This is a genomic window from Rahnella sp. BIGb0603, from assembly GCF_024808755.1.
GTDB classification, from domain to species: Bacteria; Pseudomonadota; Gammaproteobacteria; order Enterobacterales; family Enterobacteriaceae; genus Rahnella; species Rahnella contaminans.
On record NZ_JANUEX010000001.1, the window covers coordinates 604627 to 619071 of the forward strand.

Genomic DNA, 14445 nt, shown 5'->3' on the forward strand with positions numbered 1-14445 from the left:
TTGCTGAATCAGGAAGATAAAACAGAAGGGAATGACGAAATAGGGGAATCACAACACATTGATAACCAGATTGTTGGTGGGTCGTGGCGGGTTCGAACCGCCGACCAATTGATTAAGAGTCAACTGCTCTACCGACTGAGCTAACGACCCAACGGGACGGATTATTCTCTTCTCAACGGATGATGTCAAACGCTTATCCCTACTTTTTTTACAGTTATTCTCAGTGATAATTGTGAAGCCCATCACAGTGAAAAACGGTATTATTCCCGTCGCTGTCACTGACATTTGATTAATTAACACTCAGTTATCCGCGTTGTAAAAAATACGATACATTTTTTTCTGCGGCATTTTTCATGCCAGTTATAATAAATGCGCATATAACATTACTATTACACCGGTCATCCCGGCTGTCGTTCCAGTTAGGCTGACAAAAGAGCCATTGAGAGCTCAATTTACTGACATAAATAAATGCGATATGGCGGAGTTCATACGCAAAAAAGCAAAAAACAGGAATCAATACAACATGCAAGAAGAGTCAAAAATCCTCACTCAGTCAGAGGAAGAGAACGCAGAAGGCTTGCGGCGAAACCTCTCTAACCGCCATATTCAGCTTATCGCTATCGGCGGTGCCATCGGTACCGGCCTGTTTATGGGCTCAGGAAAAACCATCAGTCTCGCCGGTCCTTCCATCATTTTTGTGTATATGATCATCGGCTTTATGCTGTTTTTCGTGATGCGCGCGATGGGCGAACTGCTCCTTTCCAATCTTGAATACAAATCCTTCAGCGATTTTGCCGCCGACCTTCTCGGTCCGTGGGCCGGATATTTCACCGGCTGGACCTACTGGTTCTGCTGGGTCGTCACCGGTATCGCCGACGTCGTCGCCATCACCGCCTACGCGCAATTCTGGTTCCCCGGTCTTTCACAATGGATCGCCTCGCTGCTCTGCGTTCTGGTTCTCCTTAGCCTGAACCTTGCTACCGTCAAAATGTTTGGTGAGATGGAATTCTGGTTCGCGATGATCAAAATCGTCGCCATTGTCGGGCTGATTATTGCCGGACTGGTGATGGTTCTGACTCATTTCCAGACCCCAACCGGCACCGTCGCGGCTTTCAGTAACCTGTGGAACGATGGCGGATTCTTCCCGAAAGGCGTCAGTGGATTCTTCGCCGGTTTCCAGATTGCGGTGTTTGCCTTTGTCGGGATTGAACTGGTGGGCACAACGGCTGCCGAGACGAAAGATCCGCAGAAATCGCTGCCACGCGCCATCAACGCGATTCCGCTGCGCATCATCATGTTCTACGTTTTCTCGCTGATCATGATTATGTCAGTCACACCGTGGAGCCACGTTGTTGCGGATAAAAGCCCGTTTGTTGAGCTGTTCGTTCTGGCCGGTCTGCCGGCTGCGGCGAGCATCATCAACTTTGTCGTGCTGACCTCTGCTGCTTCTTCCGCCAACAGCGGCGTGTTCTCCACCAGCCGCATGTTGTTTGGTCTGGCCCAGGAAGGCAATGCGCCGAAAGCGTTCGGCAAACTCTCTTCCCGCGCCGTGCCGTCTAACGGGCTGACCTTCTCCTGCATCTGCCTGCTCGGTGGTGTGGTGCTGATTTACCTGATCCCGAACGTGGTGACGGTCTTCACACTGGTCACCACCGTTTCTGCGATTCTGTTTATGTTCGTCTGGACCATCATCCTCTGCTCGTATCTGGTCTACCGTCGTAAACGTCCGCAACTTCACGAAGCATCCATCTACAAAATGCCGCTCGGCAAAATCATGTGCTGGGTATGCATGGCGTTCTTCGCCTTCGTGCTGGTGCTGCTGACTTTGCAGGATGACACCCGTCAGGCGCTGATGGTTACGCCGCTCTGGTTCGTGATCCTCGGCATTGGCTACTGGCTGCGAAGCAGAAGCCGCCGCGCTTAACTGAACCGGTAATAGTAGAAAGGAGCCTTTACGGCTCCTTTTTCTTGGGTTGTTTACTCCACATCCAGCGCCGATCTGAACTGCCGCCACATTTTCACCGCTGAGGGTCTGGCCGAGGCCACTTTGACCGGTAATTGAGGCGGTTCTCCGGCTTTCATCTCGCCAAGATCAAACACAAAGGTGTAATCCGGTTCCTGCCCCATGCGTAAATCGCTCACCAGAATGTGGCCGCCCTGCTCTTTCACACTGAAAAATCCGTGACTAAACCACGCGACGCGGGCGAGAAACGCATTGTCTTTATGCGCTTCGTAAAGTGCTTCTCCGCGCGGATAAAAGCGGAAACGGATCGGGGAATCCGGGTGCAGCAGCGATGTAAAACCTTCGCCGTAGCTGTCTTTATTCATCACCACGACGCGCCACACCAGTGAGTTGAGCGGCGTCGGCGTCACCAGAACCTGTGTGCTTTCGATGTTCTGCCGCTGCAATTCTTCGCTGACGTGCACCGTCACCTGATGCTGTTCGATAACCGTGCAGACCAGATACAAACAGCTCACGCCCAGCAGCACGTTATTCCACATAATCCCGCGCTGTTGCTCACGGTACAGCGCCAGCCCGACGCCGATGATCAGCGGCAAGGTATACAGCGGATCGACGATGAAAATGCTGCCGACCGCAAACGGATAATGCGTAAAAGGGATGCCCAGCTGTGTGCCGTAAACCGTCATTAAATCCAGCAACGGATGCGTGATCAGCGCCAGCCAGACCGTGCTGCACCAGCGTCTGAAGTGCTGCCCGGCGCTGAAAATTTTCGCCATCATCCAGGCGAGCAGCGGCGAAACCAGCGTGAGATACAACAACGCATGAGTGTCCGTGCGGTGCTGCGTCATATTGCTGATGGCGTCGCCGTGATCGTAGAAAACATCCAGATCCGGCAGCGTTCCGCAGACCGCGCCCGCCAGCGCGGATTTCCACACCGGCGTCCGCTTGCCCATCACTGCGATACCCACGGCGGCGCCCAAGACTAATTGTGAAACCGAATCCATCCTGACCTCTTCAAGCCCGAAGCTGTATGCCTTCGGTAATAATGCGCTGCACGTTGCTCACGGTCAGTTCGAAAAATTCAGGATCGTTGAGCGTTTTGCCGGTGATGGCTTCCACCTGCACACCAAAATCGGCGTAATGCTGGGTGGTTGCCCACAGCATAAAAATCAGCTGCATCGGGTCAACCGGCGCAATTAATTCATCTTTGATCCAGCCGCGGATCACATCCGATTTATCTTCCACCAGCGTTTTCAGGCTGCCGCCAAGTTCCTGTTTCAGCAGCGGCGCGCCCTGCACCATCTCCAGACAAAACAGTCGCGACGCCTGCGGATGATCGCGTGAAACACAGAGTTTCAGGCGGATATATTCACGTATCGCTTCCAGCGGATGCTGATCCCGTTGCAGCGCTTTCAGCGGTGCCAGCCAGATATCCAGCAGGCCTTTCAGCACGGCGATATACAGATCTTCTTTCGACGGGAAGTAATACAGCAGATTGGTTTTTGAGACATCGGCACGCTCAGCGACCTGATCCAGGCTGGTGCCGTGAATGCCGTACAGCGAGAAAAACTCCAGCGCGGCGGCCATGATATTGCCACGTTTGGCGGCGACCGCCCGCGAGCGGCGCGTCGGTGCTTTCACCCCGGTTTTGCGGGAGTTGCTTTCCCCGGCGGCGGGCTGAGGAGGTTCGACCAATGGCTTCACAAGGATTTCCTGAGACAAACAGCAAGGGAGAAATCATAACAAATAGGGATAAACGCGACTATCGCTATAAGTCCGGTCAATTAAACAACAAATAAATAACCACAATAATTGTGTTATTTAACAAAAATGCACCATTTGCGGACATTCCTGCCTGATTTATGTGCAGTTTGTTTTGACCAAATGGTCTGAAACAGACCGTTTGCTCCACCACAAGTCAAAACACATTTTTAACTTATTGATAACCATAACATTTAAAAAAGTGGCACTGCCCTTGCAATACTCACCCCGTTAGGAAATTTCAGCACGGTGCAATTCGGAACCCGCAGGACGCACTCAAGCCGCGCAGAGATTTTCGCAAGCCCTTGTATTGAAAAACAAATATTCAACTGAGGTGAGCTATGAAAATCGGTGTCTTCATTCCTATCGGCAACAACGGCTGGTTAATTTCTGAAACAGCGCCACAGTACAAACCGACTTTTGAACTGAACAAAACCATCGTGCAGAAGGCGGAACACTACCATTTTGACTTCGCGCTCTCGATGATCAAACTGCGCGGCTTCGGCGGTAAAACCGAATTCTGGGAACACAACATGGAGTCGTTCACGCTGATGGCGGGCCTTGCCGCCGTGACCTCCCGCATCCAGCTCTACGCCACCGCCGCCACGCTGGTGATGCCACCGGCAATCGTGGCGCGCATGGCGGCCACGATTGATTCCATCTCCAACGGTCGTTTCGGCGTGAACGTCGTCACTGGCTGGCAGAAACCGGAATACGAACAAATGGGCATGTGGCCGGGCGACGACTATTTCAGCCGCCGTTATGACTATCTGACCGAATATGTCAGCGTCCTGCGCGACCTGTGGGGCACCGGCCACTGCACGCTCGACGGCGAATTCTTCAAGATGGACGACTGCCGTGTGAGCCCGCGCCCGCAGTCTGAAATGAAAGTGATCTGCGCCGGACAAAGCGACGCAGGCATGGCGTTCTCTGCTAAACACGCCGATTTCAACTTCTGTTTTGGCAAAGGCGTTAACACGCCAACCGCGTTTGCGCCGACCGCTGCACGTATGAAAACGGCGGCGGAAGCCGAAGGCCGCGATGTCTCCTCTTACATTCTCTTTATGGTCATTGCGGATGAAACCGACGCCGCCGCCCGCGCCAAATGGGAACTGTATAAAGACGGTGCCGATGCCGGTGCGCTGGCGTGGCTCACCGACCAGAGCAGCAAAGATACCAAATCCGGTGCTGACACCAATGTCCGCCAGATGGCCGATCCCACGTCGGCGGTCAATATCAACATGGGTACGCTGGTCGGCTCCTACGCCAGCGTCGCCAGAATGCTTGATGAAATCGACACCGTGCCCGGCGCAGGTGGCGTGTTGCTGACCTTCGACGATTTCGTAGAAGGCATCGAAAACTTTGGCCGTTTCATCCAGCCATTAATGAAAACCCGCCAGCACATCGCAACGCAGCAGAAAGAGGTGGCCTGATGACTTTGTTTGAGAAACCCAAAGCGGTTGATGAACTGAACGTGGTTCGCCGCGACCCCAAAAACAGCGGTGAGGAAACCATTCTCACGGCCCGCCCGGAAGCCATTGCGTTTACGCCACAGCAAACGGCGCTGATTGTGGTCGATATGCAGAATGCGTACGCCTCGCAGGGCGGTTATCTGGATTTAGCCGGTTTTGACGTTTCCGCCACCGCACCGGTGATCGCCAACATCAAAGTGGCGATTGCCGCCGCGCGTGCCGCAGGCATCAAAGTGATCTTCTTCCAGAACGGCTGGGACAACCAGTACGTCGAGGCCGGGGGTGCCGGTTCGCCAAATTTCCACAAATCCAACGCGCTGAAAACCATGCGTAAACGCCCGGAGCTGATGGGCAAATTACTGGCAAAAGGCGACTGGGATTACGACCTGGTGGATGAACTCCGGCCACAGCCGGGCGACATCGTGCTGCCAAAACCGCGCTACAGCGGATTCTTCAACACCCAGCTCGACAGCTTGCTGCGCAGTTACGGCATTCACCATCTGGTGTTTACCGGCATCGCTACCAACGTGTGTGTGGAATCCACGCTGCGTGACGGTTTCTTCCTCGAATATTTCGGCGTGGTGCTTGAAGACGCCACCCATCAGGCTGGCCCGGAATTCGCGCAAAAAGCGGCGATTTATAACATCGAAACGTTCTTCGGCTGGGTCTCCAGCGTCCGCAACTTCTGCGACGCCGTGGGTTATGACGCTAAACAAAACGCCGCATAACGGCTTTATGAAGAGGAAATAGCAATATGCCTAAAAGTGCCATTATTCCGGCTGGCAGCGGCGTTCCGCTGGCACCGTTTGTTCCGGGAACGCTGGCCGACGGCGTGGTCTACGTCTCCGGCACACTGCCTTTTGATAAAGACAATAACGTCGTGCATCTGGGCGATGCCGCCGCGCAAACCCGCCATGTGCTGGAAACCATTAAAAGCGTGATTGAAACCGCAGGCGGCGCAATGGATGACGTCACCATGAACTCGATTTTCATAACCGACTGGGCGAATTACGCCGCCGTGAATCAGGTTTACGCTGAGTACTTTCCGGGCGAAAAACCGGCGCGGTTCTGCATTCAGTGCGGGCTGGTCAAACCGGGCGCGCTGATTGAAATCGCCACCATCGCGCACATCGGCAAGTAAAACGCCGGGATCCGTTCTCCTGAAGACCTTGAGGAAACATCATGTATTACAAGGTATTGGGTAAGAATAATGCAGACGCCGAAACCGTGGTGCTTTCCTCCGGCCTCGGCGGTTCAGGCAGTTTCTGGCAACCCCAGCTGGCGATGCTGAGCGAGCATTTTCGCGTCATCATTTATGACCAGCACGGAACCGGCGTCAGCAAAGGCACAGTGCCCGCCGGTTACCGGATGGAAGATATGGCCGATGAACTCGCCGGACTGCTCAACGAACTGGATATCACCCGCTGCCATCTGGCAGGTCACGCGCTCGGCGGCATTATTGGCCTGCATCTGGCACTGCGTTATCCCGCGCTGCTGCAAAGCCTGGTGGTGATCAACGGCTGGGCGAAGCTCGACAACCAGACGCGCCGGTGCTTTGAAGTCCGCCAGAATTTACTGCTCAACAGCGGCGTCGATGCCTACGTGCAGGCGCAACCGCTGTTTCTGTATCCGGGCGACTGGCTGTCGGCCAACGACGCATTACTTCAGGATGAGCGCCAGCATCAGGTGGCGCATTTTCAGGGAATGGAAAATCTGCTTCACCGTTTACAGGCGCTGATGAATTCCGATCTGACCCAAACGCTCGGGCAGGTCATCGCGCCCACGCTGGCGTTCAGCTGCAAAGATGATTTGCTGGTGCCGTGGATGCGTTCTGCCGATCTTGCCGAACGCCTGCCGAACGGTGAACACACACAAATGTTGTACGGCGGCCATGCCATGAGCGTGACCGACCCGGAAACGTTTAACCCGATTTTACTGGAATGGCTGCAACGGCATTCATCGCAAAAACCTGCCGCGCCTTCCCATCGCCTGCCCACGGAGACAACATGGCCGAAACATTAACCGCTATGCCAGCCGTTGAAAAACAAGCGTTTCGCGATGCGATGGCGCATCTCGGTTCCGCCGTTAACATTATCACCACCGACGGCCCCGGCGGTCGCGCGGGCTTTACCGCATCCGCCGTGTGCAGCGTCACCGACTCACCGCCGACCCTGCTCGTTTGCCTGAACCGCTCGGCGTCGGTGTATCCGGCATTTACCGAAAATCAGGTGCTGTGCGTCAACACGCTCGCCGACTGTCATGAATCGCTGTCGAATTTATTCGGCGGAAAAACGCCAATGGAACAACGCTTTGAGGCCGCCGAATGGTCATCCCTTTCCACCGGTTCTCCCATTCTCAGCGATGCGCTGGTCTCGTTTGATTGCAAAATCACGCAAGTCACCCGCGTCGGCACCCACGATATTTTGTTTTGCGAAGCCGTCGCGATCACCCGCAACGACGAACGCCACGGACTGGTGTATTTCGACCGCCGCTATCACCCGCTGATGCGGCAGTCAGCCTGTTAACTCAACCTGATTAGGGAATTGCAGCATGGCAAATACCAATACCTCCTGGTTTCCAAAGTGGCGTAAAAGAGAAGGCAATCTGGATGGCGCCGTTATTGCGCCGGACGAACGGCTGCCGTTAGGGCCGACGGTGATTATGGGGCTGCAACATACCGTCGCCATGTTCGGCGCGACGGTATTAATGCCGCTGCTGATGGGGTTTGACGCCAACATGGCGATCCTGATGTCCGGCATCGGCACCCTGCTGTTTTTCCTGGTGGTCGGCGGACGCGTGCCGAGTTACCTCGGGTCGAGCGCGGCGTTTGTCGGGCTGGTGATTGCGGTGACCGGCTACAGCGGCCACGGCGCAAACCCGAATATCGGCGTCGCGCTCGGCGGGATTATTGCCTGCGGCGTCATTTATACGCTGATTGGTTTTGTGGTGATGGCCGTCGGTACGCGCTGGATTGAACGCCTGATGCCGCCGGTCGTGACCGGTGCGGTGGTGATGGCAATTGGTCTGAACCTCGCGCCGATTGCCATTAACAGCGTCTCCGCGTCGTCGTTTGACAGCTGGATGGCGGTGGTCACCGTGCTGTGTATTGGCTCAGTGGCCGTTTTCACCCGCGGGCTGGTGCAGCGTTTACTTCTGCTGCTCGGGCTGGTGGCGGCGTATCTGATCTATATGCTGGTCACAAACGTCATGGGGCTGGGCGCGCCGGTAGATTTCACTACCGTCGCGCAGGCGCCGTGGTTTGGCCTGCCGACCATCACCACGCCGGTGTTCAGCACCCACGCAATGCTGATGATTGCGCCGGTGGCCGTGATTCTGGTGGCGGAAAACCTCGGGCACATTAAAGCGGTCGCGGGCATGACCGGTAAAAATCTCGATCCATACATGGGCCGCGCGTTTGTCGGCGACGGGCTGGCGACATTACTGTCAGCCTCTGCGGGCGGAACCGGCGTGACAACCTACGCGGAAAACATCGGCGTCATGGCGGTCACAAAAATTTATTCCACGCTGATTTTCGTCGCTGCTGCCATTGTTGCCATTGTGTTGGGCTTTTCGCCCAAATTTGGTGCACTGATCCACACCATTCCCGGTCCGGTATTGGGCGGCGCGTCGATTGTGGTGTTCGGATTGATTGCCGTCGCCGGTGCGCGCATCTGGGTACAAAACCAGGTGGATCTGGGTCTTAACGGCAATCTCATCATGGTTGCGGTCACGCTGGTACTGGGCGCAGGCAACTTTACCCTGAGTCTGGGCGGCTTCAGCATGGGCGGTATCGGCACAGCAACGTTTGGCGCAATTTTGCTGAACGCTTTCCTCAGCCGCAGCAAACAGGTAAAAACGCAGCCGGAAATAAAAACTGGCACAGAAGCTGCATTAAAAGATCACTGACGACCTCAGTTTCTCCTTAGCTCATCATTTTTGATGATCGCCAGCGGTTATCCGGTCCACCCGTCCGGATTAGCCGCTGGTTTTTTTCTTTCTGCGCCTCACACATTCCCACATTGCAGCTAAGTAATGCGAAATTCCTTCGTTCACCTCCCCTTTAAATTGGTTTGTTATGGAACCAGCACTTTCGTTCTATATGAATAAAAAGTGATTCATCTGCCAGACATCGCCAAAAATAAAAAGGGTCTCACTATGCACATTCTTCGCCGGAAAAACGCGGTCACACGCGCACTGGCTTTAGGGGTATTGATCACCAGTTCTTCCGCCGTTTTTGCCGCCGACGCAACACCGGTTAAGGGCGGAACACTGGTTTATCTCGAACAACAGGCGCACACCAATTTGTATCCTCCGGCCGGTGGCTTTTACCCGAACGGCGGCATCCTCAATCAGATCACCGACAAACTGACCTATCAGAACCCGCAGACGCTGGAAGTCGAACCGTGGATTGCTGAGTCCTGGAGCTTCAACGCCGACAAAACCGAATACACCTTCAAACTGCGTCCGGGCGTGACCTTCTCCGACGGCACGCCGCTTGATGCTAACGCCGTGGCGAAAAACTTCGACACCTACGGGCTGGGCAATAAAGAACGCCATCTGCCGGTTTCCGAAGTGATTAATAACTACGACCACAGCGAAGTGATTGACCCGCTGACCGTGAAGTTCTACTTCAAAAAATCCTCACCGGGCTTCCTGCAAGGCACGGCGACCATCGGCTCCGGGCTGGTATCACTGAGCACGCTGGATCGCAATTTTGATGCGCTGGGTGACGCGACACACATCATCGGTTCCGGCCCGTTCGTCGTCAGCAAGGAAACGCTCGGTCGTGAAGTCGATCTGACGGCGCGCAAAGATTACAACTGGGGGCCGAAAAACCTCAAACAGCAGGGCCGCGCCAATCTCGACGGCATCAAAGTGATCGTCACCGGCGAAGACAGCGTGCGTATCGGCGCGCTGCTGGCCGGTCAGGCAGATTTCATCCGTCAGGTTCAGGCGTATGACGAGAAACAGGCCAAAGACCAGAACTTCCCGATTTATGCCGCGCCAACCAAAGGCGTGAACGACAGCATTTCGTTCCGTCCGGACAACGCGCTGGTATCTGATCTCAAAGTCCGTCAGGCGCTGCTGCACGCCACCAACAGCAAACAGGTGGTCGATACGCTGTTCTCGCCAAACTATCCGCAGGCCACCTCCGTCATCGCTAAAACCGCCGCCGGTTACGTGGATCTGAGCAACAAACTGACTTATGACCCGACGCTGTCGAAAAAACTGCTGGATGAAGCAGGCTGGAAACCGGGCCCGAACGGCCTGCGCCAGAAAGATGGCAAAACGCTGTCGCTGACCATTTATGAATCCCTGCCGCAGCCGCAAAACAAAGAAGTCTTGCAGCTGGTTTCACAGCAGTGGAATCAGGTCGGCGCGAAGCTGAACATTCTGGCCGGTGACGCGGGCAGCCGCGTGGCGGACAACCTGGATCCTGAAAAAACTCCGGCGAACGTGGTGGAAGTCGGTCGCGCCGATCCGGACGTCATCAAAAGCTCCTTTTACCCGACCAACCGCGATGCGCTGCTGCAAAAAGGCGGCCTGAGCAGCAAGGTGAAAAGTTTCCGTGACGACAAACTGAACGACCTGCTGGTGGCGATTTCAGCTGAAGTGGATCCGAAAAAACGTCTGGCCCTGGCCGGTGACGTGCAGAACTACCTGCTCGATCAGGCTTACGTCATTCCGATTTTCGAAGAACCGCAGGTCTTTGCCGGTGCGCCTTATTTTAAAGGCGTGAGCTTCGAAGCCGTTGGCCGTCCGAGCTTCTACGGCGCATGGCTTGAAAAGCACTAACAGGCAGGAGTGAATCATGAACCGATACGTTAGCGGCCGGTTCGGGCAGGCTTTGCTGGTGTTGTGGGCGGCGTTTACCGTCTCTTTCATTCTCCTGCAAGTGCTGCCTGGCGATGCCATTCTGATTAAATTCCAGAACCCGGACATGGGGCTGAGCCCGGCGCAAATCGCGGATATGCGCGCGGCCTACGGCGCGGATGTGCCGCTGGTGCAGCAATATCTGCATACGCTGGGGAATTTCCTGCGCGGGGATCTGGGCTATTCGATTCAGGCTGGCGTACCGGTCACTGAATTACTCAGCAGCAACTTTCCGCCGACCTTGCGGCTGGCGCTGATGGGCTTCGCACTGGCCGCCGTGGTGGCCTTTGCGCTGGCGTTTATCTCCAGCCTGCTGCATTTCGGCTGGCTGAAAAACCTGTTGCAGTCGGTGCCGTCGCTGTTTATTTCCATTCCGACCTTCTGGCTCGGCATCGCGCTGATTCAGTTTTTCTCTTTCCATTTGCGCTGGATCCCGGTGATCAATCCGGGGGAATGGGTCGGGCTGATTTTACCGGTGGTGACGCTGGCCGTGCCGATTTCCGCACCGCTGGCGCAAATTCTTATCCGCAGCATTGATCAGGTGCAGACCCAGCCGTTCGTCGCCGTCGCCCGCGCCAAGGGGGCCAGCCGCAGCGGCGTGCTGTGGCGTCATGTGGCGCGCAACGCCCTGCTTCCGGTGCTGACTATCGCCGGTTTGCTGTTTGGCGAACTGATCGCCGGGGCGCTGATCACCGAAACGGTATTTGGCCTGAACGGCCTCGGGCAACTGACGCAGCAGGCGGTGAACAATCAGGACGTCGCGGTTTTACAGGCGATTGTGGTGATTTCCGCCGCCGCTTTTGTCGGCATCAATTTACTGGTTGATTTGCTTTATCCGCTGCTTGATCCGCGTCTTAAAGCTAACGCTTCGAAAAACTCAAAGGGAGCCACCGCATGAGCAGCTTACCGCTGGGTAAAAGCACTCTTTCCCTGCCCGCCACACAGCGCCGCCGCTGGAAACCGGCCCGTTTACAACCGGGGCTGATCATCGCCTGGCTGGTGATCGCGACCGTGATTTTATGGGCGGTCGCGCCCGGCTGGTTTACCGGTTACAGCGGCACCGAAGGCATCGCGGGCGCACAGCGTCTGGCTCCGCAGGCCGGTCACTGGCTGGGCACCGATCAGCTCGGCCGCGATGTTTACGCCCGCATCGTTTACGGCGCGTCGCATTCACTCTCCGGCGCACTGGTCGCCGTGGCGCTCGGGCTGGTGTTCGGCACCGCATTAGGGCTGGCAGCCGGTGCCAGCGGCGGCATTGTTGATGCAATTGTCATGCGCATCAACGACGTGTTGCTGTCGATTCCCGGCCTGCTGTTGTCGCTAAGCGTCATCATTTTGCTCGGCTTCGGCACGGTTCACGCGGCGATTGCCGTCGGGGTCACCTCCGTCGCCAACTTCGCCCGCCTCGCCCGCGCCGAAGTGGTATTGGTGCGCCACAGCGATTACGTCGAAGCGGCCTATGGCAGCGGCGGCACCTTCTTCTCGATCCTCTGGCGGCACATTCTGCCGAACTCGCTGACCTCGGTCATCGCCTTCTCGGCATTGCAATTTGGCAGTGCGATTCTGGCGATTTCCACCCTGAGTTTCCTCGGTTACGGCACACCGCCGCCAACGCCGGAATGGGGTTTACTGATTGCCGAAGGCCGTAACTACATTTCAACCGCCTGGTGGCTGACCACCTTCCCCGGCATCGTCGTGGTGCTGGTGGTGCTTTCCGCCAACCGCATCAGCCAGTCATTACGCAGGAGAACGCGATGAGCACACAGGCAATTTTGAATAACCACGCCGCACCCGTTCTTGAGCTGGATAATCTGACGATTGCCTATGACGGCAAAGCTGTCGTCCACAACGTCTCATTTTCCATTAACGCCGGAGAAGTGCTGGCACTGGTGGGCGAATCCGGTTCCGGTAAAACCACTACCGCGCAGTCGATCATCGGCCTGCTGGCGGAGAACGGTCATATCGAACAGGGCGAAATCCGCCTGAACGGCACCGACATCAGCCAGTGGTCGCAGCGCCGCCTTGATGCCCTGCGCGGCGCACGCATCAGCCTGATCCCGCAGGACCCGACCAGTTCTTTGGATCCGGTGAAAACTATCGGTTCGCAGGTTGCCGAAATTCTGGATATCCACCAGCGTCTGCCGCGTGTTCAGCGCGACGCACGCGTGGTGGAACTGCTGACCCGTGTCGGCCTTACGCACCCGGAACAGCGCGCGAAACAGTATCCGCACGAGCTTTCCGGTGGCATGAAACAGCGAGTGCTGATTGCGATTGCCATTGCGCTGCAACCGGCGCTGATCATTGCCGACGAACCGACCAGCGCACTCGACGTCACGGTGCAAAAACGCATTCTGGATTTGATTGACGATTTGCGCCGCGAATCCGGCACCGCTGTTTTGCTGGTCACGCACGATCTGGCGATTGCCGCCGAACGCGCCGACCGTTTACTGGTGTTCCGCCACGGCCAGGTGCAGGAACAGGGCGTGACGGCGGAAGTGCTGAACGCGCCGAAAAGCGATTACACCCGCCAGCTGTTTGCCGACGTTCCTGCCCTTTCCGGCCGACACCGCGCGCATATTGCCGCCGTCGCCGAACCGGTGCTGTTGGTCGAAAATGTCACCCATGATTTCTCCCTGGGCGGTAAACATCAGGCAGCATTCCGCGCCGTTGATAACGTTTCGTTCAGCATTCCGCGCGGCACCACGCATTCTCTGGTCGGCGAATCCGGCTCGGGTAAAACCACGCTGGCGCGCATTCTGCTCGGTTTTCAGAAACCGGACAGCGGCCGCGTATTGATCGACGGCGAAGACATCACGCGCCTCAAAGGCGAAGCGCTGCGTCAGGTACGCCGTAAAATTCAGCTGGTCTATCAGAACCCGTTCGCCTCGCTGGATCCGTCGCAGACCTTGTTCAGCGTGATTGAAGAACCGCTGCTGAACTTCGAAAAAATCCCGTCAGCCGTACGCCGTGAGCGCGTTCTGGATATCGCCCGCCGCGTGGCGCTGCCGGAAGAACTGCTGGGCCGCAAACCGCGTGAGCTTTCCGGCGGCCAGCGTCAGCGCGTGGCGATTGCGCGGGCGCTGATCCTCGAACCAAAAGTACTGGTACTCGACGAAGCGACCTCGGCGCTCGACGTCACCGTACAGGCGCAAATCCTGACCCTGCTCCGGGAGCTACAGGATTCACTCGGCCTGACCTATTTATTTATCTCGCATGATCTGGCGACCGTCCGGCAAATCTCCCACAGCGTCTCGGTGCTCAACCGCGGGCAACAGGTGGATTCCGGCAACGTGGAAGACGTGTTTGCGCTGCCTTCCAACGATTACACACGGCAGCTGATTGATGCGATCCCCGGCCGCCACCGCGCCGCCTGAG

13 protein-coding genes and 1 tRNA gene are annotated in these 14445 nt (G+C 56.3%); 11 read left to right on the plus strand and 3 right to left on the minus strand.

Features of this window, described 5'->3' with window-relative positions:
• Window positions 1–74: 74 nt before the first annotated feature.
• A tRNA-Lys gene (locus M2403_RS02835) sits at window positions 75–150 on the minus strand.
• A 373-nt stretch (window positions 151–523) separates the two neighbouring features.
• Here M2403_RS02835 and cycA point away from each other — a divergent pair.
• Complete coding sequence (gene cycA / locus M2403_RS02840; RefSeq protein ID WP_152325557.1) at window positions 524–1924, plus strand: D-serine/D-alanine/glycine transporter; 1401 nt, start codon at window positions 524–526, stop codon at window positions 1922–1924.
• Window positions 1925–1977: 53 nt separating this feature from the next.
• Here cycA and M2403_RS02845 read toward each other — a convergent pair whose 3' ends face one another.
• Both M2403_RS02845 and rutR read right to left on the minus strand, forming a co-directional pair.
• Complete coding sequence (locus M2403_RS02845) at window positions 1978–2967, minus strand: metal-dependent hydrolase (RefSeq protein ID WP_152325556.1); 990 nt, start codon at window positions 2965–2967, stop codon at window positions 1978–1980.
• A 10-nt stretch (window positions 2968–2977) separates the two neighbouring features.
• Window positions 2978–3658 carry an HTH-type transcriptional regulator RutR gene (rutR, locus tag M2403_RS02850; protein ID WP_208952226.1) on the minus strand — a complete coding sequence of 227 codons (681 nt, stop codon included), beginning with the start codon at window positions 3656–3658 and terminating at the stop codon, window positions 2978–2980.
• A 407-nt stretch (window positions 3659–4065) separates the two neighbouring features.
• On the opposite strand from rutR, the gene rutA reads away from it, so the two are divergent.
• From rutA to M2403_RS02900, 10 genes are all read left to right on the plus strand, one after another.
• Window positions 4066–5157, plus strand: coding sequence for a pyrimidine utilization protein A (gene rutA, locus M2403_RS02855; RefSeq protein WP_217153330.1), 1092 nt, complete (start codon window positions 4066–4068; stop codon window positions 5155–5157).
• The gene (rutB, locus tag M2403_RS02860) at window positions 5157–5924 is read left to right on the plus strand and encodes a pyrimidine utilization protein B (protein ID WP_259228530.1); all 768 of its coding nucleotides are present in this window, start codon (window positions 5157–5159) and stop codon (window positions 5922–5924) included. Before rutA ends, rutB begins: the two co-directional genes overlap by 1 nt.
• Window positions 5925–5950: 26 nt before the next feature.
• A complete protein-coding gene (gene rutC / locus M2403_RS02865) occupies window positions 5951–6337 on the plus strand; it encodes a pyrimidine utilization protein C (protein ID WP_152325552.1) in 387 nt (128 codons plus the stop codon).
• Between the two features lie 41 nt (window positions 6338–6378).
• On the plus strand, window positions 6379–7218 hold the full coding sequence (rutD, locus tag M2403_RS02870; RefSeq protein WP_208952224.1) for a pyrimidine utilization protein D: 840 nt from the start codon (window positions 6379–6381) through the stop codon (window positions 7216–7218).
• Window positions 7203–7721 carry an NADH-dependent FMN reductase RutF gene (gene rutF / locus M2403_RS02875; RefSeq protein WP_259228531.1) on the plus strand — a complete coding sequence of 173 codons (519 nt, stop codon included), beginning with the start codon at window positions 7203–7205 and terminating at the stop codon, window positions 7719–7721. The genes rutD and rutF overlap by 16 nt, the downstream gene beginning before the upstream one ends.
• Window positions 7722–7746: 25 nt before the next feature.
• Complete coding sequence (rutG, locus tag M2403_RS02880; protein WP_152325549.1) at window positions 7747–9102, plus strand: pyrimidine utilization transport protein G; 1356 nt, start codon at window positions 7747–7749, stop codon at window positions 9100–9102.
• Window positions 9103–9351: 249 nt separating this feature from the next.
• Window positions 9352–10992: a TIGR04028 family ABC transporter substrate-binding protein gene (locus tag M2403_RS02885; protein WP_152325548.1), complete on the plus strand. Its 1641-nt coding sequence runs from the start codon at window positions 9352–9354 to the stop codon at window positions 10990–10992.
• 16 nt (window positions 10993–11008) lie between these two features.
• The gene (locus M2403_RS02890; protein WP_101077266.1) at window positions 11009–11968 is read left to right on the plus strand and encodes an ABC transporter permease; all 960 of its coding nucleotides are present in this window, start codon (window positions 11009–11011) and stop codon (window positions 11966–11968) included.
• Complete coding sequence (locus tag M2403_RS02895; RefSeq protein WP_152325547.1) at window positions 11965–12828, plus strand: ABC transporter permease; 864 nt, start codon at window positions 11965–11967, stop codon at window positions 12826–12828. Before M2403_RS02890 ends, M2403_RS02895 begins: the two co-directional genes overlap by 4 nt.
• A complete protein-coding gene (locus M2403_RS02900) occupies window positions 12825–14444 on the plus strand; it encodes an ABC transporter ATP-binding protein (protein WP_259228532.1) in 1620 nt (539 codons plus the stop codon). The genes M2403_RS02895 and M2403_RS02900 overlap by 4 nt, the downstream gene beginning before the upstream one ends.
• Window position 14445: the final 1 nt, after the last annotated feature.